Source organism: Thermoplasma sp. (genome assembly GCF_023256435.1).
Classification (GTDB): domain Archaea; phylum Thermoplasmatota; class Thermoplasmata; order Thermoplasmatales; family Thermoplasmataceae; genus Thermoplasma.
This window is the reverse complement of the sequence record NZ_JAGDXM010000039.1, coordinates 1-20,055: the sequence shown is the minus strand read 5'-3', so window position 1 is coordinate 20,055 and position 20,055 is coordinate 1. Positions and strand designations below refer to the sequence as shown.

Sequence of the window (20,055 nt, the reverse complement as noted above, 5' to 3'; positions counted from 1 at the left end):
TGAATACTTGCAGTCCTATAATTACAGCATGGTCAAGGGAACTAAGGCGCATTTCATAGCATATCTGAACGGCACCATCGTTCGATCGGATATGCACAGATCCAGGGTAGGTTACTGGAAGGGGAGTCTAAACCACATTGCTTCAATGGATGGGTATCTGAACGGGAAACCGCTGTCATCAATCTTTTCTAAATATGTGAGAGGGCTCGGATACATATACAGGCAGTATCATGGGATGGAAAGGATAGATTACATATCCGAGGCGGATGGATCACTGCACATACAGATGCTATCTTCCGACAGACAAGATCTATCGCTCTCCTTCCAGATAGGGCACTCTGCAGCGTGGCCTTCCAGATCGACGGCGGAGACCTTTGATTTTGTCATTGATGATAAGCGAGTTTCCGTTTCGTCCGATATCGCTCATACATCGATCATAATAAATTCTCCTGATCGCATCGAAATAACGGCGTCAGATGATACCGTGTTTGTATCGTTTCATGACCTAACTGAGGCTGAGATAATCATATCAGACACAGATAGTGATGGCAGCGGAGATATGGATGAAACGCTGAAGTACCATGAACAAGTTGCAGATATAGCTGTGCTGGAAACACCGGATCCCAAATTCAACAAACTTTTCCTTTGGGCAAAGCACGATCTCCTTGAGTTCTATTCCATTACCGAGAAGGGAAGCGGTTGGTTTGCAGGGTTTCCGGTGTATTCATGGTTCTTCGGCAGGGATGGCCTCTGGATGGCGCTAGCTGCGAATATGGTTGGCCTATCGGATCTGACGACCAATCACATGTCCACGCTCTTCAGATATTCCGATCATGGAAGGATTCCGCACGAAATAGGGCTTGGAGATGGCGGCGATCAAGGCTACAGCATAGGTGATGTTCGATTCAACACCATGTACATGTCCATAGACAGCAGTCCGCTCTGGCTAATGGTCAACGCATCGCTTGAGAACTGGAGCCGAAGGTTCTTTTCATCGCAGGACGCGAAAGTAGTTTTTGACTTCTGTAAGACATGCGATGTGGATAATGACGGCCTGCTGGAGAACGACTTCAAGAGTGGGCTGATAGGATGGCCTGAGACGTGGGCCAACATCAGAAATGGTAAAACGGTTGATGTGAACGCACTCTGGCTGGAGGTACTCAGGCTGTATGGAAAAAAATTCGGCGGTACAGAGTATGTAAAGGCCAGAGACAGATACATGTCCACCTTCTTCTCAGATGCACAGCCTGTGGATTTTGTCGACGAAAGATCGCATATAATAAGGAGTGCCATGCAATTTGTACCAGGCATATTCATGAAGGATGAGTCCGTCAAGCAGAGGATACTGGACATTTCGCGCGGCGTCATGACGCCATGGGGCATCAGATCAATGTCCGTCTACGATCCCATGTATGATGGCGGATACCATACAGGTACCGTCTGGCCCCTGATGACCGGATGGTTCGTCATGGCCGCATACAACAATGGCGCTCCTGATCTGGCATTCGAACAACTGAGATCGTTCGTGGATCTGGCATTTTCAGCCGCAGATCCAGGTAGAATAAATGAGACCTACGACGCCATGTCACCAACCCCCACTGGACAGTTTGCGCAGGGCTGGTCATCAGAGATAACGCAGACCACCTCAGAGGGTGCCAGCAGATGAAGGATCTGATCAGAGTCGAGAAGGCTGATCATCGGCCATTCACCATATCATGTCCCTATGGATACTTCATCAGCTACCTCGATCTCATACCAGACAGTATGGGATATCACAAGAAGGGTGAGATGAATGGGCTTTGGTATCCGCCTGTCCGATTGCTGAAGAATATTCATGTCAGGGGGCCAGATGGTATCTCTGCGCCATCAAAAACCGTGATAGACAGCGGATCGGCAAAATTCTTCTATGAAGGATCGACACTGACCCTAGGATTCAACAGGGATCATGATTTCATCATTGCACTTGAAAACCACGACGGATCCGATCGCGACCTTGTCATAGATCTCCTCCCCGAGACCATCTGGTTCAGTATCAACGATACAACCATCGATGTCAGAAAACGATCAGTGTCTGTGCATAGCCACATGTTTCCAGAAAGCTCAATCATAGTATCCACGCGGAACGACTTCACGCTGAACGGAAATACATTGATCGTCAGGACAGGAAGACATGCACTTTTGAGAATATACAGTAGTACCGTACATGGAAAGAAACCTTTCATTAAGATAAATTCATATGCTGACATATACAGATATTCTAAACTCAGATCCAGCAAGGAAGATATAACCAGAAATTTCTGTATGGCCAAGGAAAACATGATCAGACTTTCGCTAATAGTGCCTGGAATCGGATACGGCATCACCGGTGGGCATCCTGATTTTCCATGGTATTTCGGTATAGACACACTGCTATCAATGAATGGAATGATCGATGCGGGTTTCTTCGATCTGGCTTATGGTTCCCTCAACGTACTCGCCAGATTCAGCAGGTCTGGTCGTATACCGCATGAGATCATAACCAGCGGAAAGGTTTACAACGAGGGGGATCTTGAAGAAACCGCACTTTTCCCATATTCTGTCCTAAGATATGTGGAATGGTCGGGTAATCTTGCAGGTTCGACCCATCTCATAGAAACGTCGTATCTATCGATCAGATATCTTCTTGAATCTGGATATCGTGGAAGAGGCATAATGGAAGATGCCAATGCTGGACAGGGTATAGATATTGATACGATAACCTTCGCCTTATTATCGCTCTCCAAACTCAAAGAATTCAGAGATAAGGGCTCTGAAACGGCAGCTGAGTTCGCAGACGATATCGAACTCGATGCTAAGATAAAAGATCTTAAGAATATGCTTGATTCATTCTGGCTACCAGAACGAAATACATATGCAAACAGGATTGCGGATGGTGTACCCATGGATATGGGTTTCTGGACATCGATCGTACCATTCTATGCCGGATTATCTGATGCCGAAACTTACAGAAAATTCACATCTGAAGAAGGGGGCTCAAACGGCTTTCAGGGGAATAGGGTATAACGGTAGACGAACACGGAAACTCCATGCCAATAAATACGGGAATGTTTGCCATAGCGGCAGCCAAATACAAGGACGTTGAGAACGCAGCAGAATACTTCAGGAAGCTGAATGCGAGTTTCGGTGCCTTCTCCCCATGCTCCTTCCCGGAGATCGCAAACAATTCACAGGGCTGCTATCTTCAGGCCTGGTCAGCAGCAATATACGTTGAATCTATAGTGGAAGGCCTTTTGGGAATACACGCAGCTAACGATGAACTCGTCTCTGAGGGGCGATCGTTTGACGCCTTGATCGGAACGGGAGAATTGAGGAATCTCAGGTTCAAAGGAAGAGAGTACTTGTTCAAATTCTAAAGGCCCGCTTCCAGCATAAACGGGGCTAGCAAGCAAGTGAAGGTATCCATGATCCGAATGCCGAATTCATCGTTTCGCGTCCTCTATGGACATAACCGTGAACGACTTCATCACTATGTCCTCTATCTGTGAATCATAGCCGCCCACCTTATACTGCCCTTTCTCTGTTTTAAACGTGAAGTTGATGATCTCCGTGTCAGAATCTATCTCTATCACCTCTCCCTCCGACCTGAAATGATCACCGGTTGATCTGAACGTTCCATCAAGCACGCCTTTCATCCTTTGACCACTCCTGAACAGCCTCTTCAGATCATTCACAAGCACCCTCTGGGAATAATATGTATAGGAAGGCTTAACAGGGTGATTCCTTATCTCCTCTCCGCGGTACCATCCCACGAAGAAATTATGCGTGATGAACCACGACATGTCCTTGTCCCTTATCACGTATCCATACCTTTCGATCTCCGTGTTCATTGCGACGCTTCTCGGCATGAAAACAGAGTTCTTCTCATCTGATATTACGGTGTAAAACTGGCCAGGCGCAACATATTTTATGTCTATATCCAGATCCATGAATTCATTCTCAAGATCAGATTCATCGATATCTGCACCGAAGAAGAGAAGTTCAACGCGACATCCCTCCCTCACTTTTCTTGCTATTGAGCTGCCTAGGTATCCATAGAGTTCCCATGTCGTCTCTATCTCCAGAGTCTTGCTTGCCTCATTGATAAGTTCTATGGAGTTGTTTATCACACTCCTGATGTTCTTTGCATTGATCAGCGCTGTGGTCTCCCTCCTTGTCTCCATTGCACGGTTGGCCCAGTTGAGGAAATATCTTCTGTTCCTGCTTATTATCTGTTCCCTTGCTTCAACGACAGCCTCTGGATCGACAGCTTCGTATTTTTTCGGACGGCCCAGCAGTATGTTTATGAAACCTTTCCTCTCCAGACTCGACGTGATATCGTACAGTTGAGGCTGTCTGAGCGGGAGATATCTGAGTATATCCTGAGCGGCCATGCTACCATACTCCAGCAACAGTATATAGACCCTCGATTCATTCTCTGTGAGCCCCAGATCCTGTAATATCGATATTATGTTGGCATGATCTGGGTTGCTTCCGAGTTCGTTGTCCGTCATGACGTTCCAGATATGACAAGTTTTGATATAATTTTATACTAATAGCAGATTGTATAGCAGATACTACAGAATGAGGTAAGAAGAAAAAAATTGGGAACGAAGCTGTAGAGTATCAGGCCTTCTCTATTGCGAGCATCTCCTCAAAAAGCTTCTTTGTTCCGCTCATGCCTATCCTCAGCCTCTCGGGATCGATCGGTCTGCCACTGGCGTCTATTATCCTCTCCACCTCACTGTACGTGTGTATGCCTCCCGCGGCCTTTATGCCAATATCTGATCCAAGCTCGCTGGCCTTGCTGGCCATCAGCCTCACGTTTTCTGGATCTGCACCAGAGACATTTCCTAGAGATTTACAGTACTCCTTATCTGCAAAGCCGGTGCTTGTTTTTATGAAATCCGGGTTCGATCTTATCACCGAATCGTAGATCCTGTTCTTCTCCTCACGAGTCAGATAACCGTCCTCAGTTATGATCTTTATAACAAGACCCATATCCTTTGCAGCTTTAACGATATCCTTAAGATCCTGATCGACAAGATCCCAGCGGTGGGATTTCACATACCCCATTGGAACGACGATGTCTACTTCATCCGCATAATCCGAATCTTCTATGATCTTCTTCCTTGAAGTTGTGGAAAGCGATCCGAATGGAAAATCTAGCGTGACGTCAAGCTTTATATGGTATTTCTTGGACTTTATGAGATCAAGAGCTAACTTGCCGTATATGGGCTCGATGCAGACTGCATAATTGCCCATCATATGGGCCTCCTCCACGAGATTTCTTATGTCGTCCTCGGTCAGATACGGCTTAAGCCCGCTGTGATCAACCAGCCGCATGATCTGTTCTACAGTGTATTTCAAAGATTCACCCCTTGAGGTATGAGTAAGCCTCTTTTGAAAGTTGCTCCTTGTACTCCATCGCCCTTTCCCACGTCTTCTTTCTTATGAGACCAAGATAACCCCCAAGGAACATCAGCATGAATATGATAGAGCTGGTGAAAGCAAGGACAGGTCCATACTTGATGAACAGTGCACCTTCGATTATGGAGTTGAAAGCACCTATGAAGTTGAGCGAACCGTTGTATATTCCGTATACGGTAGCAGAGGTTCCAGCTGGCGCCAGATCCACCGCATTCACGGCCCAGGATCCTACCGTGAGATTCATGAGACCGCTTCCGATGCCAAGGAATATTGCCGTTCCGATAAGGTTATGCGCTTTTCCGGTGAAGTAGGACATGCCTACCATTATGATCATGAGAACCATGGGTATTATAGCGCCGAGCCTTCTCGCCAGCGGCTTGTTATCAGGAAATCTCTTCAGAAGACCGTCGTTGAACGGGCCCGAACCAAGGAATCCTGCGATTAGAGCCACATCTATGGCTGCGGAATAAAGTCCGCTTTTTTCAACTGTATGCGCGAAGGTAGAGAACATCAGCGGTGGAAGCCAGTACAGGAAGGTGAAAAGGACATAACCAAATGAGAGAAAAACAAGGAATGTGCCCCAACCTGCCTGCGTTCCGAATATCATCTTGGCTGAGATCTTCCAGCTGATCCTGGACGGAAGAACCTTTTCTTCCTTCTCCTCATCGCTCTTGCCCTCCCTGATGTACGCTAATTCTTCGCTATTGACCTTCGAGTCCTCTGCAGGTCTATCTCTGACATAGAAATACCATATGCCGGCAAATATAAGCCCAAGAACACCGAACAGTATGAAAGCTGCCTGCCATCCAAAGAGCGTAACGAGTATGCCTCCGGCAACAAGGCCGATGACTGGCCCAACCGCCTGTCCAGCACCGGCCAGCGTAAACGACTTTGATTCGTCGTATCTGTTTGCCCAGCCCTTCACCACTTTTGAGTTTATGGGCCAGACAGGCCCCTCACCAGCACCCATTATGACTCTGACGATGGCCATGCTGATGAAATTGAATGTCGCAGCTGTTAGAGCCGTGAAAACTGACCAGATTGCAAACATGGTCGTCATAGACTTTCTCAGACCAAGCTTATCCACTATCCAGCCGCCAGGAAAATTGAATATTGCGTATGAAAGAGACCAGAAAAACAGTATCAAGGAAATATTGTGTATTGCAGTGGCAGTGAGAGCCGTTGCTGAATGAGACCATCCAAATGCATAGGCAAAGGCAGGTTCTGACACGATCCATATCTCCCTGTCCGCGTAGTTGAACAGAATGGCCGTGAACAGCAGAGAAACTATGACCCATCTCACCTGACTTTTCCTAACTTCGGTTTTATGAACAACAGAAACTTTTTCTTCGTCCACAGTAGATAAACTCAATGGATATATTTATTTATTTCGTATGAAATATTTTCGATGTCATCCCTATATTTATTATTAACATGGTATATAAGAATGGAACGGATGTAAGAATTCTCAGGAGCCTCTGAAAAATGAGAAATATTATACGCCTCTTTGAAATGCGATATCTATGAATGCTCAGGCGGTGGTCATAGCTTCCACGATATTGATATTCATACTTTCAGCCGTGCTATCCATCTTTCTCACACTCAACTATGTCAGAAATCACAGAAGATCTTCGCTCTTCTGGTCTATAGGAATGTGGCTCTTTGCCTTCTCCGTTCTGCTGGAAACAGTTTTTGCCTATGGTATATTCAATCAGTCCCTGATAAAGATTTATCTTTTTGCGGTTGCGGAACTTGTCCTCTTTTTATCGTTTGGTTCGGCAAACATTTCCGGCGGAAAATGGTTGAGCTATTATTACGCTTATTCCATGATTGTATCAATTTATCTCATAATATCGCTGATACTGTTTCCTGTGGAGAGAATAATCCTCCATTATGTGGTATTTGGCCCGCTTCCATTGGATGATACCATCGCCTCTTCCCTGATAACATTTCCTGCAGCTGTGGTCATAATAGCCATAGCTGTTCTAAGTTACAGAAGAAAGAGGGATTTCAGATTGTTCTCCATAATTCTGGGCGTCATAATAGTCAGCATCGCCGGCACTCTATACATAGCGAAATTTCCTGCCTTTTTGTATTATGCAGAGTTCATCGGCATCGTCCTCCTCTGGATAGGGTTCTTCGACAGGAGCGCTGTGTTCAGAAAGGCTTCGGTTAAGGCTTGATACTTACGCTGAAATGACTATTTCAAAAGTAATATGTAATGCCATAGTCATATATCATTATGAACGCACTTGTGGTTGGCGCAGGAAATATAGGTGCAGGAATAGCTCTGAATCTGATTGGCGATGGATATGAAGTTGATATCGCGGATAGAAGCAGAGATTCTCTGAACAAGATAAGGGACAGAATACCTAAAATTAGGACAATGGAATTCGATGCCCTGGATCATGCTTCATATAGCATTCTGGGGAATTACGATATCACAATGAGTGCGCTGCCTGGCAGCATCGGCATGACATTTCTGAAGAATGCCGTGAAAACCGGCAATAAGATTGTGGACGTTTCATACACGCCAGAGGATCCATATCAGCTGAACAGTATTGCGGAAAACTCTGGTTCTATCATAATACCGGATATGGGATTTGCTCCAGGTCTGACAAATGCCATAGTTGGTTACTTCGTGAGAGATCTGGATATCGTTGAAAATGTACGCATATATGTAGGCGGAATACCAGATCATCAGGTTCCACCGATAGATTACACCATTACATGGTCGATAGAGGGACTTATCGATGAATATACCCGGCCTGTGAATATAGTTAAGGACGGTAAGAAAACACAGGTACCACCTCTCTCCGGCATCGATATGTTGAGTATAGGAACGTACGACAATCTCGAATCATTTTATACTGATGGACTCAGAAGCCTGATCAGGAACATTGCATGCACCGGAGAAATGTTTGAAAAGACCGTCAGATATAAGGGCCACGCAGAAAAGATGGCTGCCATCAGAGACCTTGGCTACTTCTCCAGCGATAGAATACCTGGATGCAATCTCAGCATGTTTGAGATCTCTGAACGTCTTTTGTTAAAAACCTTATTCAGACCAGATGTACACGACGTAGCGCTGATGCGCGTTGAGGTGGACGGTGAGCGATCCGGACGAAAACTGAAACGAACTGCGGAGATGGAGCTGCACTATTCCGACGAATTGAAGAGAACAGCCATGGATCTTGCCACCTCTTTGCCGGCCAGCATAACTGGAGAATACCTCATGAACAGAAACGTATCCATGTCAGGAGTGATCTTTCCGGAGGTGCTTTCAAGAACACAGGGCTACTTCGATCAACTAATAAAGAATCTGATCAGAAACAAGATCAATCTCAGGATTACAGAATCATAATCTGAATATACCCATAAGCATCCTTTTACCGTACTTACGGGAAAATTAGCAAGAAAGCTCCGACCTTCAGTGAGGAGATGAATTGCGGAAAGTACATAAATGCAGGGCTAATAGTATGCATGGAGAGTCCTGTGGATAAGTCCTTCGAAGAAGGCATGCAGGATACTTCCATACAAAAACCAGTAGAGTACTGGTTTGGAATGCCTCCACAATCTTTCCCAAGCATTGTGGGCAAAAAGCACATCCAAATTGCATGCAGACAGGGATGCATGCAAGCGAAGCACTGATACCACTCAAAGGGGCAGCGTTCAGGACAGGAACGACCATGAAACTCAAGGATGGAGGATCTGCAAAACGCTCCCAGACCGTGAGGGATGATGGAGTAACGGGAAGCAAAAGTAGAACCTCCGAAGCTTCAGCGAGGAGAGCATGTCAGAGATCAAATATTATTTTTGCATAGCCTTCTTCTGGCTTGACGGCGAGATCACTGTATGTTACAGCCTTTATCACATTCCTGTATTCAATGCCTTCTGGTACCTCAGATCCATAGAAATACGCATCAAGCTCCCCATCACTGTATTTCGAGGTTATACGATAATACAGAATGTAATAGGTATCCAGATAGAAGAGTATGCGCGATAGAAGATTCACCATTATGTCCTCTGGGGTTTTACCAGATATTACCTCATGCATCTTCTTATTTTCCTTCAATCTGGAAACATCAAGTATTAGATCGGCCATTGCATACACTGCATTCGAGAATAATTCCTCATAACTCTTTCCGTAAACAATCACGCCGATATCGCTCTCATGATCCACAACTTCGTAGCTCAACATACTGGCATCATCAGAATACATAAAAAATTTTCATCATTGGGTCGAAATGCGTTAATTTCGAATGATCCCTTCCAAGTTCAACCTCGGATTTTAGCCCTTGAATCGTTATAATGGGATCTTTTTCACTATGGGGATCAAATTGCATTATGGATTTTCATTTTCACGCAGCTTCGAACATGCCGAAGCGATGAAACAGGGAGTAATTTAAATACAGATAGTCTTTGTATACAGCATCATGTGTGATACCATTATTTCTATGCCAGAGAATAATGAAGAGAAGGATGTAGCGTATTTTGGAAAGAACAGCGATAGGGAACCAGGAGAAATTCAGGTTGTAGAATATTATCCTCATGATGAACGGAAAGGATCGATCAGGGCCACATATACTGAGGTCGAGTACAATGGTGATGTAAATGCCGTGGTTATATCAAGGCCGATCTGGATGTGGGGAGCAGAGATGGGGTTCAATGAATTTGGAGTTGCTATCGGAAATGAGGCCATATTCACGAAGAGGAAATTCGGTAGAACAGGACTGCTTGGCATGGATCTACTAAGATTAGCTCTTGAGCAGGGGAAAACAGCAAAAGATGCGATCGAATCGATAAGGGACTATCTGGAGAGGTATGGTCAGGGAGGATCTAACAGCCATACGCGGAATGAATATTACGATAATCTATTCTTGATCGCGGATTATGAGAATGCATATACCGTAGAAACCATCGACAGAGAGATATTCATATCCAAGATAGATCGCCTTGGTTCGATCTCCAATTATCCCGTCGATAGCTCAGATGTTAGCGTCCAGAATAGGAAAGCGCACAAATTGAATATGATCTATACAATGTTCGGGCATGGTAAAGAACGCGCATCACAGACAAACAAACTGCTCAGCGATTTCTCTGAAAAAGTCAATCCCGAATATATGATGAAAATCCTACGGTCTCATAGAGAAAACAACTTCTCACCGCATAGAGGCACCAATTTTGATATTTGCATGCATGCAGGACGCCTTACCAGAAGATTTCAAACTGCAAATTCCATGATCGTTGAAATCAGAAAGAAGTCCGTCATGGCCTGGTCAACGTTTTCACCGAATCCGTGCATTTCACTCTACAAACCGCTGTTAATCCAGCCATATCAAATCGGATTATCGTACGATGAAAAATACTGGATCAAAGCTGAGGAAATTCACCGGAAATTGGAATTTCTGAATCCGGCAAGATATCAAAAATGCATGGATCTGACGAACCATCGTCAGGAAGAAATACTGAATTTAGTAGATCTCTGGAAGAAAAACTTTCAGGGAAACGATCGGGGACTCAACGAACTCTTTGCTAAAATAAGGTCAATCGATGAAGATCATATTAGCGATCTTTCTAGATTCTGTTCTATCTGAATATAATTTCACAAAAAAGGAAAATTTATCTGCATGAAAAAGTATAAGATCGACATGAAATATAAATTTCCAGATAATTTTCTATGGGGTACAGCTATTTCGGCATTTCAGACGGAGATGGGCACTTCGGAAGACTCAATATCAAACGCCTCGGACTGGTATGTCTGGACGCATGATAAGGATATAATTAGGAAAGGCCTCGTCAGCGGCGACCTACCAGAAAACGGAGACGGTTTCTGGGATCTCTACAGGACCGACATAGATAACGCCGTATCTCTCAACAACAACTCAATTCGATTAAGCCTTGACTGGGCCAGAATATTCAGAAAACAAACCTTCGATGTTCCTTCCAATATAGAAACAGAGGCGGGCGAAATAGTTGACGTTCAAATCCCCGGATCTGGCCTGACTCTTCTTGATAAGCTGTCGGATCATAGAGCCATCGATCACTATAAGGATATATTCGAATATGCAAGGAAGAGGGGACTTAAGGTATTACTTACCGTTTACCATTGGCCGCTCCCCATATGGCTTCATGATCCGGTCAACTGCCATAAGGACATAAATAACTGCGTAAGAAAAGGCTGGATCGATTCCAGGATCATCGTTGAATTTGCCAAATACGTGGAATATGTATCAAAGCAATTCTCGGAGTACGTTGATATCTGGGAGACGATAAATGAACCTGAGATAATATCATCGCAGGGATATGTGTTTGGGAACACAGCAGGCTTCCCTCCTGGCCTTTCCGATATGGGATTGGGATTTACCGCCTTAAAGAACCTTGCGCTTGCCAACAGCATAGCCACGAAGATACTAAAACGAAATGATCCAGGAAAACAAGTTGGTGTAGGTATAAACCCGGCATATTATGAGGCATACTCTGAAGATCCTGCCAGTAAAATGCTGGCCGGATACATGAAATACCTTAATAACCATTGGTTTTTGAACGCAGCTGTACTCGGTAGCTTTGATACTGACATGGATGGTAATGAAGATGTGCACATAAATGCAATAACGCCACCCGACTACATAGGCATAGACTACTACCAGAGACTGATAGTTAAATATAACGGCAACGGCGAAAACTTTTCCCTGTCGAATCTCGAATTCATGCCATGCCATAACTGTACCGATTTCATGTGGGACATCTATCCCTCAGGTATGAGGCATGTCCTCAGAGACAACTACGGCACATACCATAAACCCATATATATACTCGAAAATGGTATAGCAGATGCAAACGACGCGAAAAGATCGTCATTTATCATTGACCATCTAAAAGAGCTGTGGGCTTCCATTAATGAAGATAAACTGCCTGTGAAGGGCTATTTTCACTGGACCTTGATGGATAACTACGAATGGGCACGCGGGTTTTCCATGAGGTTCGGTCTGTATGAGGTAGATTACAATACGAAGAAACGCATCAAAAGAAGATCTGCGGACGTGTATGCACGAATATGCAAGGAGAATGGTCTCGATGATACAGAGTGAAGAGCTTCGCAATATCATGATGAAGGCAAACAGGATAGTTGCCGTATCACCTCATCCAGATGATACGGAACTGATAGCTGGTGGATACCTCTCATTGATGGCTCAAAGAGGTGCCGATATCTTACTTATCGTAGCAACCGATGGCAGTAAGGGAACGAGGACTGAAGGCCTAGATATGACTGAAACAAGGAAAAAAGAACAGATGAATGCAGCTGCCATCCTTGGAATAAAGAAGGTTGTGTTCCTTGGTTTCAAGGATACCGAATCTCCAGATCCTCGTGTGCTCAGGGAATCGCTGTTACCAGCGATGCGTGAATTCATCCCAGATATTGTAATAACAGTAGATCCTTTTCTGGAATACGAGGTGCATCCGGATCATGTGAATGTGGGTCTTGCAACGCTCCAGTCGGTTCTCTTCTATCCGCTTCCAAACATAGGAGGTGGGAAGGCAGGGAACAATGAGATATATGCTGCGGTATCCCCAACAAACAGATTCAACGTTATAGTGGATATTGAAACGTCTTTCGAGAAAAAGATCGATGCCCTGAAAGCCCACGCCTCACAATCGCTTGATCTGGAAGAAATCAGAAGGATCAGCAGTTTAGTTGGATCGATCAACGGTTACAGATTCGGTGAGGCTTTCAGGGTCCTTAGACGAACGGATCTGCATATTCACCTTTCTGAGGAATACTTTAAGATGGTGTAGTAAAATGATAGATTCGAAGATGCCACAGATCGCCAAACTACCGCTGTCAAAGAAAGTACTCTATTCTCTGGGGCAACTTGGAGTGGAGATGCCTGCGTTTTTCCTCTCCACGTATATATTCATATTCTATGCTCCCCTGCAAGGCGAAAAGATCGTTGCATCTTCACTTGTGGGATCGGCCGTATTTGCTGGAACTTTAATCCAGGCCTTTTCCAATCCATTTATTGGGAATTTCAGCGATAAAATGATGTTCAAAGTCGGAAGAAGGAGATTTTTCATACTCACCGGATTTATTCCACTTACGGTATTTTTTGCACTCATATGGTTTCCGTTTCTTAGCGGAATGTCTATGGCGATCCTTTTGGCGCTGTACCTGATGCTCTTCAATCTGTTCTTCGCTTATGTCGTTCTGCCTTACCAGGCGCTGATACCTGAGATAGCCATTTCATCTGGAGATCGAGTTGTGCTCACGACAATTGCCTCATATTTCACCATAACCGGTATCATCCTGGCATCTATTATTCCGTCTATCTTGCTCTACCTCCATTTCTCCTTTTCAACAATTGGCGCCATAATTTCCGTTATAACCGCCATCACCTATCTAATAGTCGGAATCACGATCAAGGAGAACAGGATCGACAATCCAGTACCGCGAGATTATTCAGTGGCAAAGGCGTTTGTTCAGACATTTAAGAACAGAACGTTCGATCGATATATTATCGCCTATCTATTTTTCCAATTCGGCTTCTATTTCTTCGAGGCATCTCTGGGTTATTATGTAGAAGACATTGTAATGCCTGGGAACGCTTCCTATGCATCCTTCATAGGACTTTACACCCTTGTGGCCGTCATTTCAGCCATAATTTTCTCACCAGTACTGGTGAAATTCACAAAGAAATACGGTGAAAAACGTGCCTTCATAGTTTTTATGTCATTTCTCGGTTCAGTTGTTCTGCTGGCATATACGGTTGGATTAATCCACATCATAAGCAATGTTGTACAGATGTTCATAATAATGATTCTCGCTGGCCTTGGTCTAGCATCATATTTCATACTTCCTAATGCTATAGTTTCTGAAATAATCGACGAAGACGAGATGCTTACTGGATACAGGAGAGAAGGAATGTACTTCGGGGTGCAGGGATTACTTGAGAGGATTCCTTCAGGCCTTTCTGGATTTGTCCTCGGATTGTGGATCACTTATATGTATCTACCAACGCACAACTCGCTGTTCATAAGAGATCTCAGCCTCATAGGCGGTATCCCCATAATTATAAATGCAATCCTATTCATCTTCGTACCTCTAAAGCAGGATATTAAAATAGCCCACAAAATGCCCTGACCTTATGATAATTTTAAAGATCCTGCCAAGGATATGCACTCTTTCATAATATTTCACTTAATGGAGGCGAAGATTACCTTGAATCATCATGAGATCAAGAGTATGAATATTCGATTTTGTACGCCACCCTATGATCAAGCTGACATGAACATAATATACAACGTATAAGACCAATTGCTGAATCTCTGAACAACAATGTAGACGATATTAACTGCATCGAAGGGTTTTGAGCATTCTGAGTTTATAGGAAAGATATTTTGCAGTGCAGACATTTAAAATATCAAGGTAAATCAAAGAACCTACTTGTTCAATGATGATATTCAGAAATAACAAAAACAATGAAATGAGAGAACGCCAAAGTTGAAGAGCCTGAAATTTTTCATCTTTCTCAGTAAAGATCCCAAAAAAATCAATTTTAGAGTAATACGCGTAAAAATACATCCAATCTCGCTGCATTATATGAATTATTGTCAAGATGTAGGTATTAAATAATAATTATTTAAATGATAATATTAATATATGCTTGTGATGATCATATTCTATATGAAGGCTTTGGTTTTTCACGGGATCAATCAAATAGATCTGGAAGATCGTGATGAGCCAGATGATCCCAAAGAAACTGAAGTCATCGTACGTACCGCCTATTGTGGCATATGCGGATCCGATCTTACGGCATTGAGGACCGGGAATTATGTGCCTAACACAGTGATTGGGCATGAATGCTCTGGAAGAGTGGTCAGGGTAGGAAATAAAGTAACAAAGGTCCGTCTTGGAGATCGCGTAGTTTGCTCAAGCATCGTTCCATGCGGATCATGTTCATATTGTCTAAACGGAAGACCTGAATTGTGTGAGAATGCCATGATGATAGGCATATCAGTGGATGGTGGAATGGCCGATCTCGTGAAAGTTCCAGAGAAGGCTATTTTCACGATTCCAGAAGGCTTGGATCTTCTGACTGCATCCCTTGCCGAGCCATTGGCTATAGTGCTACATTCGATCAATATAGCATCATCACCGCTTGGAAAGACCGTTCTGGTTCAGGGTGCTGGGCCCATAGGCCTGCTTGAGGAGCTTGCATTGAATCATGCAGGTGCTTCTAAAATAATGATTACGGATATCTCATCACGTAGACTCAGCCTTGCAAAAGATCTATTGCCTTCAGTTGATATTGTCAATCCAATTTCAGATAATGTATTTTCCTACATAGAAAGAATCACCAACGGAAATGGAGTGGATCTGATATTTGATACCACAGGGTCATCAAAAGCGATTGAATCCGATTTTACACTGGTCAAAAGAGGCGGGAAAATTATAATCGTTGGCATTCCAGAGGAAATTTCAGGAGCCGACTTCTTCACCACTGTTCTCAATGAAATATCAATCTATGGATCTTATGAAGGATATAATGAAATGCCAACCGCATTGACACTTCTGTCAAATCCTGAAATTCCGTGGCGTAAAATCATAACATCGGTTCTTACGATCGATTCGGCCGTAAGAGATGGATTTATGAAACTTTTAAGAGAGCCTGCTGAGGGCAAGGTTTCGGTATCGTTAGGAGGCGATATATGAATGGAATTTGGTAGTAATGAATATTTGGAGAAAGTTAAAGAGGTGACCAATGGCGATAAGAAATATAGGGACATGATAAAGAACGAGGATGCCAGCTATACCTTTATCATACAGGCAGATCCTGCCAATGGAGTTGGCGAAGACATAATCATAGGATATCGGCTCAAGAATGGGGAGATGTCTGACATCTGGAAAGGAGAAAGAGCAACAGATTTTGTCATCTCCGGAAAGTATCAGATATGGGTCGATCTTTTGACCGGAAAGCAGAGCGTAACCAGTGCCTTCATCTCTCGCAAACTTAACATAAGGGGCGAATTTTCAAGGATATTAAAAATGGCTGGATCCACTGAATACTGGCTTACTCTCCTCAGAAAGATTCCGACCGAATTTCAAGGAAAGTACTCCAGCTATAATATAAAGGGTAATTGAGGTGATGATCATGTCTCGCATAACGGGAGGAGAAATTTTAAAAAGAATACTTGAAAAGGAAAATGTTCGGTACGTATTTGGAGTTCCAGGCGATCAGCTTTATCCTTTTCTCAATGCTATATACGACTCCGACATAAAATTCATAACATTTCATGATGAAGCTGCAGCGGCTCATGCAGCAGATGCCTGGGCGAGGACAACTGGAGAAATAGGAGTGGTTACAGCTACTGTTGGCCCTGGTGTGGCTAATCTGGTGGGGGGAATATATCCCGCATCATCGGAAAATATACCAATGCTGGTTATAACCGCACAGAATCAGACCTTTCGTTCTTATCCTGATCATGGTTCAATGCAGGCACTTGATCAATACTCTCTTTTACATGCAGTCACCAAATGGAACGCCGTGATAAACTCCTGGAATAGAATAACGGAGATCACGGAGAGGGCCATAAGGATGGCATTTTATGGATCTCCTGGACCCGTTCATATAGATATACCATCAGACATACTGCATCAAACCGGCGAAGAAAATGACGTGAAAATAAAGAACCCGAATGAGTACAGGGCTACTGGCAGGATACGTCCTGACGACGAAACAGTAAAGATGATCTGCGAGGAGATCAGAAGGGCAAAACGACCATTGATACATGCAGGCGGAGGCGTCCTTAGATCAGGTGCCTCAGAAGAGCTTCTGGAATTGGCAGAACTTATGAATATACCTGTGACGACTTCCATCTCTGGCAGAGGATCAATACCTGAGGATCATCGCCTGGCGCTCATACCACAGAGCTACGGCGCGATAAACGCTCAATCAGAAGCCGATCTTGTAATTGTGCTTGGATCCAAACTGGGCGACCTTGATTTTTTCGGTAGGCCACCCATATGGGGGGATCTGGACAAACAGCGATTCATCCAGATAGACATATCTGGTGAACAGATTGGAATGAACAGGCCAGTAACTATTGGTGCTGTAGGCGATATCAAGGCTACATTGAGATCAATTATAGAGAGACTTAAGGCAGAATCTGCTATGCCCGAGGAACGGGAATATATTGCAATATATAAGGATCTTGAGAAACAGTGGACTGGACAATTTGAGGAATATATGACATCCGATGCTGTTCCTATGCACCCCTTGAGAGTAATAGCTGAGGTTAGATCCTTCTATCCAAGGGATTCTATAGCTGTTATCGATGGCGGAAACACCACAGTATGGAGTCATTATGCAAATAGAGTCTTCCTTCCAAACACCTTCCTGAGCAGCTCAGCTGGTGATTCAGGCTACATAGGAACGGGCATCGCCTATGCAATAGCCGCAAAACTTGCCAGGCCAAGGAATAAGGTTTACTGTATTACAGGAGATGGCTCATTTGGCTACAATGTTTCCGAACTTGAGACTGCCAGAAGACTGGGCATTCACTTTACTTGCGTAGTACTTAACGACGATTCATGGGGTATGATCAAATCAGGACAGACACTCTATTACGATAAAAGATATGTTGGTGTGGATTTCGGGTCTATGGACTATGCGGAAATTGCCAAGGGCATGGGCTGTTTCGGCGAGACTGTTAGAACCCCAAGCGAGCTGAAAGAGGGCTTGCGAAGGGCAGAGAAAAGCAATCTTCCAGCAGTTCTGGATGTGAAAATAGAGAAGGGACTGACACCACCAGATTTTCAGACTCTCGCTGAAATCTGGCTCGAAGGATGCGAGCCTCCACCCAAGGAGATTAAACAGGAAACAACACAAATCATTCAGTGATTGCAACTTTATAAGCGACAAACACTCCCTTCATTTATATTAAAAATCATCGTAAAAGTTCAGTTGATGTTTTTCGAATCTTAAAAATTAGAACAATAAAAAATTGAAAATGTTAATAATAAATTCATTCAATTAGCTACGGCAATGCTTCATCCGAAGAGATAGCCCTCTGAATTTCTATATCAGTTTTACCCGCTTTTCTAATTGCCTCTGGATGCTTTCTATTATATATCAAAACACCAATCGCTGTAGCTATTATGAAAATCGCAGCCGTAATTATTGAATAATCAATTGGATATGCGGGAGGCACGAAACTATAGAATATCGCAATAGCCAATATTATAGTAGCAACTGCAGGGGCAAATGCATGTAAAAATGGATTGAAGCTCTTCATCTTATGATAGGATATTCCCACTCCAAAATTGCTAAGTATATGACCTATAAACAAAGCAGCAGACGAAGCTGAAATTAGATAGAGGAAACCAATCGCTGGCGTCAGGAATATTCCAGCCAATAGAGATATTAGATAAGATAGTCCCGCCACGAATAGTATCGATGTATATGGCGTCTTATATTTAGGATGCACCTTTGAGAGAAATCTTGGGCCTAGACCATCTCTGCTTATTGAAAAGATCATTCTTGAACTTGTATTCAATGGTGCCAGAGATCCGGCGAACAGACTGTTTATTATGAAGGCAAAGAGGAGAATTGTAAACGGCAGTCCTATATACTTGTCGGTAACTATAAGACCAGGAACGCTTGACTGGAAGAATGAAGGCATATTACTTATCCCCCATCCTATTGTGAGAGCATACGAAGTTAACACAAATACCACACCGGTTATCAGAAAGCTTATCAAAAGCGCCTTCTTTATATTCTTTGTCGGTTGCTTGGCCTCCTCACCTAGAACCACTACTGCAGATGATCCTGACATAGAAAAGATCGCAAGAACCATCCCTACGAATATTGGAGACCAACCATGAGCGGGTATAGGCGTGAATGGTAGTATGGAATTTGCCGGGCCAGCCTTAATTATTATAATGATTGATGAAGCGATCAACAGTATAATTTCTATGACCGATGCGGTAAAGCTGTACTCCAGTGAGGGTTTTATACCTATATATGCAATAAACGTTATTATCGCTATAAATGCAGTCATTATGGGTATCCATGTATAGGTTCCTATATTCACATGTAGAAAGTAAGATATCGTCCCGGGTATGAATACACCGGAGGTGAACAATATAGCATTCGTTATAACATTGAAGTAACTGAACCACATCATATATCCGATTATCAGTCCGTACCTAGGCCCAACACCTATGGCATTGAATGTATAGAATCCACCAGCACCGTTAATTTTCTTCGAAAACTGATAGGGAGTATTGATCCATACTAGTACGCCGAAAATGGAGATTATATACGCAAGGGGCAAAGATCCTACCGCAAACTCAGCTGCACCGGTAAGGGTTGCTGCGACTGCACCCAGGGGAGCGATCATGGCCACAGACTGTCCCAGCAGAGAAGCAAAACCAGCCGTGTTTGTTTTTAAGGTCTGATGACTAATGATATCATTAGTCATGATTATAATATTGGTTCGCTATATTTAAGCATTGTCTAAATATAATATTCTCACTAATATTTAAAAATCTCATCTGGATAGTGGTCTCTATAATGTCTAAAAATATTACACAACCAATCATATGACGAA

At 43.6% G+C, this 20,055-nt stretch carries 18 protein-coding genes; 13 read left to right on the top strand and 5 right to left on the bottom strand.

Annotated elements, in window-relative coordinates; all coding sequences use genetic code 11:
• Positions 1 to 28: 28 nt before the first annotated feature.
• The 3 genes from Q0C15_RS04990 to Q0C15_RS04980 are packed head-to-tail and all read left to right on the top strand — an operon-like array spanning position 29 to position 3,392.
• The gene (locus Q0C15_RS04990; RefSeq protein ID WP_297216982.1) at positions 29 to 1,666 is read left to right on the top strand and encodes an amylo-alpha-1,6-glucosidase; all 1,638 of its coding nucleotides are present in this window, start codon (positions 29 to 31) and stop codon (positions 1,664 to 1,666) included.
• Complete coding sequence (locus tag Q0C15_RS04985; RefSeq protein WP_297216980.1) at positions 1,663 to 3,042, top strand: hypothetical protein; 1,380 nt, start codon at positions 1,663 to 1,665, stop codon at positions 3,040 to 3,042. Before Q0C15_RS04990 ends, Q0C15_RS04985 begins: the two co-directional genes overlap by 4 nt.
• A gap of 23 nt (positions 3,043 to 3,065) precedes the next feature.
• Positions 3,066 to 3,392 carry a hypothetical protein gene (locus Q0C15_RS04980; RefSeq protein WP_297216978.1) on the top strand — a complete coding sequence of 109 codons (327 nt, stop codon included), beginning with the start codon at positions 3,066 to 3,068 and terminating at the stop codon, positions 3,390 to 3,392.
• 66 nt (positions 3,393 to 3,458) lie between these two features.
• On the opposite strand, the gene Q0C15_RS04975 is transcribed toward Q0C15_RS04980, so the two are convergent.
• The 3 genes from Q0C15_RS04975 to Q0C15_RS04965 form a co-directional block, all read right to left on the bottom strand.
• Entirely contained in the window at positions 3,459 to 4,529 is a 1,071-nt protein-coding gene (locus tag Q0C15_RS04975; protein WP_297216976.1) for a TrmB family transcriptional regulator, read from the bottom strand.
• 112 nt (positions 4,530 to 4,641) lie between these two features.
• Positions 4,642 to 5,385: a deoxyribose-phosphate aldolase gene (gene deoC, locus Q0C15_RS04970; protein ID WP_297216974.1), complete on the bottom strand. Its 744-nt coding sequence runs from the start codon at positions 5,383 to 5,385 to the stop codon at positions 4,642 to 4,644.
• A 4-nt stretch (positions 5,386 to 5,389) separates the two neighbouring features.
• Complete coding sequence (locus Q0C15_RS04965) at positions 5,390 to 6,802, bottom strand: MFS transporter (protein WP_297216972.1); 1,413 nt, start codon at positions 6,800 to 6,802, stop codon at positions 5,390 to 5,392.
• Between the two features lie 166 nt (positions 6,803 to 6,968).
• Between Q0C15_RS04965 and Q0C15_RS04960 the strand changes: the two genes are divergently transcribed.
• The 3 genes from Q0C15_RS04960 to Q0C15_RS04950 all read left to right on the top strand — a co-directional run bounded on the left by Q0C15_RS04960 (position 6,969) and on the right by Q0C15_RS04950 (position 9,269).
• Entirely contained in the window at positions 6,969 to 7,628 is a 660-nt protein-coding gene (locus tag Q0C15_RS04960; RefSeq protein ID WP_297216970.1) for a hypothetical protein, read from the top strand.
• Between the two features lie 59 nt (positions 7,629 to 7,687).
• Entirely contained in the window at positions 7,688 to 8,809 is a 1,122-nt protein-coding gene (locus Q0C15_RS04955; protein ID WP_297216968.1) for a saccharopine dehydrogenase family protein, read from the top strand.
• A 265-nt stretch (positions 8,810 to 9,074) separates the two neighbouring features.
• The gene (locus tag Q0C15_RS04950; RefSeq protein ID WP_297216966.1) at positions 9,075 to 9,269 is read left to right on the top strand and encodes a hypothetical protein; all 195 of its coding nucleotides are present in this window, start codon (positions 9,075 to 9,077) and stop codon (positions 9,267 to 9,269) included.
• On the opposite strand, the gene Q0C15_RS04945 is transcribed toward Q0C15_RS04950, so the two are convergent.
• Complete coding sequence (locus tag Q0C15_RS04945) at positions 9,242 to 9,646, bottom strand: archease (RefSeq protein WP_297216964.1); 405 nt, start codon at positions 9,644 to 9,646, stop codon at positions 9,242 to 9,244. The genes Q0C15_RS04950 and Q0C15_RS04945 overlap by 28 nt on opposite strands.
• A gap of 256 nt (positions 9,647 to 9,902) precedes the next feature.
• On the opposite strand from Q0C15_RS04945, the gene Q0C15_RS04940 reads away from it, so the two are divergent.
• The 7 genes from Q0C15_RS04940 to Q0C15_RS04910 all read left to right on the top strand — a co-directional run bounded on the left by Q0C15_RS04940 (position 9,903) and on the right by Q0C15_RS04910 (position 18,344).
• The gene (locus tag Q0C15_RS04940; protein ID WP_297216963.1) at positions 9,903 to 11,042 is read left to right on the top strand and encodes a hypothetical protein; all 1,140 of its coding nucleotides are present in this window, start codon (positions 9,903 to 9,905) and stop codon (positions 11,040 to 11,042) included.
• Positions 11,043 to 11,096: 54 nt separating this feature from the next.
• Complete coding sequence (locus tag Q0C15_RS04935; RefSeq protein WP_297216961.1) at positions 11,097 to 12,536, top strand: glycoside hydrolase family 1 protein; 1,440 nt, start codon at positions 11,097 to 11,099, stop codon at positions 12,534 to 12,536.
• On the top strand, positions 12,514 to 13,242 hold the full coding sequence (locus tag Q0C15_RS04930; RefSeq protein WP_297216959.1) for a PIG-L deacetylase family protein: 729 nt from the start codon (positions 12,514 to 12,516) through the stop codon (positions 13,240 to 13,242). The genes Q0C15_RS04935 and Q0C15_RS04930 overlap by 23 nt, the downstream gene beginning before the upstream one ends.
• Positions 13,243 to 13,246: 4 nt before the next feature.
• Positions 13,247 to 14,584, top strand: coding sequence for an MFS transporter (locus Q0C15_RS04925; RefSeq protein WP_297216956.1), 1,338 nt, complete (start codon positions 13,247 to 13,249; stop codon positions 14,582 to 14,584).
• A 543-nt stretch (positions 14,585 to 15,127) separates the two neighbouring features.
• On the top strand, positions 15,128 to 16,156 hold the full coding sequence (locus Q0C15_RS04920; protein ID WP_297216954.1) for an alcohol dehydrogenase catalytic domain-containing protein: 1,029 nt from the start codon (positions 15,128 to 15,130) through the stop codon (positions 16,154 to 16,156).
• Entirely contained in the window at positions 16,157 to 16,585 is a 429-nt protein-coding gene (locus Q0C15_RS04915) for an SCP2 sterol-binding domain-containing protein (protein ID WP_297216952.1), read from the top strand.
• Between the two features lie 10 nt (positions 16,586 to 16,595).
• Positions 16,596 to 18,344: a thiamine pyrophosphate-binding protein gene (locus tag Q0C15_RS04910; protein ID WP_297216951.1), complete on the top strand. Its 1,749-nt coding sequence runs from the start codon at positions 16,596 to 16,598 to the stop codon at positions 18,342 to 18,344.
• A 136-nt stretch (positions 18,345 to 18,480) separates the two neighbouring features.
• Here Q0C15_RS04910 and Q0C15_RS04905 read toward each other — a convergent pair whose 3' ends face one another.
• Positions 18,481 to 19,926, bottom strand: coding sequence for an APC family permease (locus tag Q0C15_RS04905; protein ID WP_297216949.1), 1,446 nt, complete (start codon positions 19,924 to 19,926; stop codon positions 18,481 to 18,483).
• Positions 19,927 to 20,055: the final 129 nt, after the last annotated feature.

Excerpts from the sequence above, each read along its gene's own strand:
- Q0C15_RS04925 (WP_297216956.1), top strand. The coding sequence starts at position 13,247 with ATGATAGATTCGAAGATGCCACAGATCGCCAAACTACCGCTGTCAAAG.
- Q0C15_RS04945 (WP_297216964.1), bottom strand. The coding sequence starts at position 9,646 with ATGTTGAGCTACGAAGTTGTGGATCATGAGAGCGATATCGGCGTGATT.
- Q0C15_RS04905 (WP_297216949.1), bottom strand. The coding sequence starts at position 19,926 with ATGACTAATGATATCATTAGTCATCAGACCTTAAAAACAAACACGGCT.
- Q0C15_RS04930 (WP_297216959.1), top strand. The coding sequence starts at position 12,514 with ATGGTCTCGATGATACAGAGTGAAGAGCTTCGCAATATCATGATGAAG.
- Q0C15_RS04950 (WP_297216966.1), top strand. The coding sequence starts at position 9,075 with ATGCATGCAAGCGAAGCACTGATACCACTCAAAGGGGCAGCGTTCAGG.
- Q0C15_RS04985 (WP_297216980.1), top strand. The coding sequence starts at position 1,663 with ATGAAGGATCTGATCAGAGTCGAGAAGGCTGATCATCGGCCATTCACC.
- Q0C15_RS04960 (WP_297216970.1), top strand. The coding sequence starts at position 6,969 with ATGAATGCTCAGGCGGTGGTCATAGCTTCCACGATATTGATATTCATA.
- Q0C15_RS04975 (WP_297216976.1), bottom strand. The coding sequence starts at position 4,529 with ATGACGGACAACGAACTCGGAAGCAACCCAGATCATGCCAACATAATA.
- Q0C15_RS04990 (WP_297216982.1), top strand. The coding sequence starts at position 29 with ATGGTCAAGGGAACTAAGGCGCATTTCATAGCATATCTGAACGGCACC.
- Q0C15_RS04915 (WP_297216952.1), top strand. The coding sequence starts at position 16,157 with ATGGAATTTGGTAGTAATGAATATTTGGAGAAAGTTAAAGAGGTGACC.
- Q0C15_RS04935 (WP_297216961.1), top strand. The coding sequence starts at position 11,097 with ATGAAATATAAATTTCCAGATAATTTTCTATGGGGTACAGCTATTTCG.
- Q0C15_RS04940 (WP_297216963.1), top strand. The coding sequence starts at position 9,903 with ATGCCAGAGAATAATGAAGAGAAGGATGTAGCGTATTTTGGAAAGAAC.
- Q0C15_RS04980 (WP_297216978.1), top strand. The coding sequence starts at position 3,066 with ATGCCAATAAATACGGGAATGTTTGCCATAGCGGCAGCCAAATACAAG.
- Q0C15_RS04920 (WP_297216954.1), top strand. The coding sequence starts at position 15,128 with ATGAAGGCTTTGGTTTTTCACGGGATCAATCAAATAGATCTGGAAGAT.
- Q0C15_RS04910 (WP_297216951.1), top strand. The coding sequence starts at position 16,596 with ATGTCTCGCATAACGGGAGGAGAAATTTTAAAAAGAATACTTGAAAAG.
- Q0C15_RS04955 (WP_297216968.1), top strand. The coding sequence starts at position 7,688 with ATGAACGCACTTGTGGTTGGCGCAGGAAATATAGGTGCAGGAATAGCT.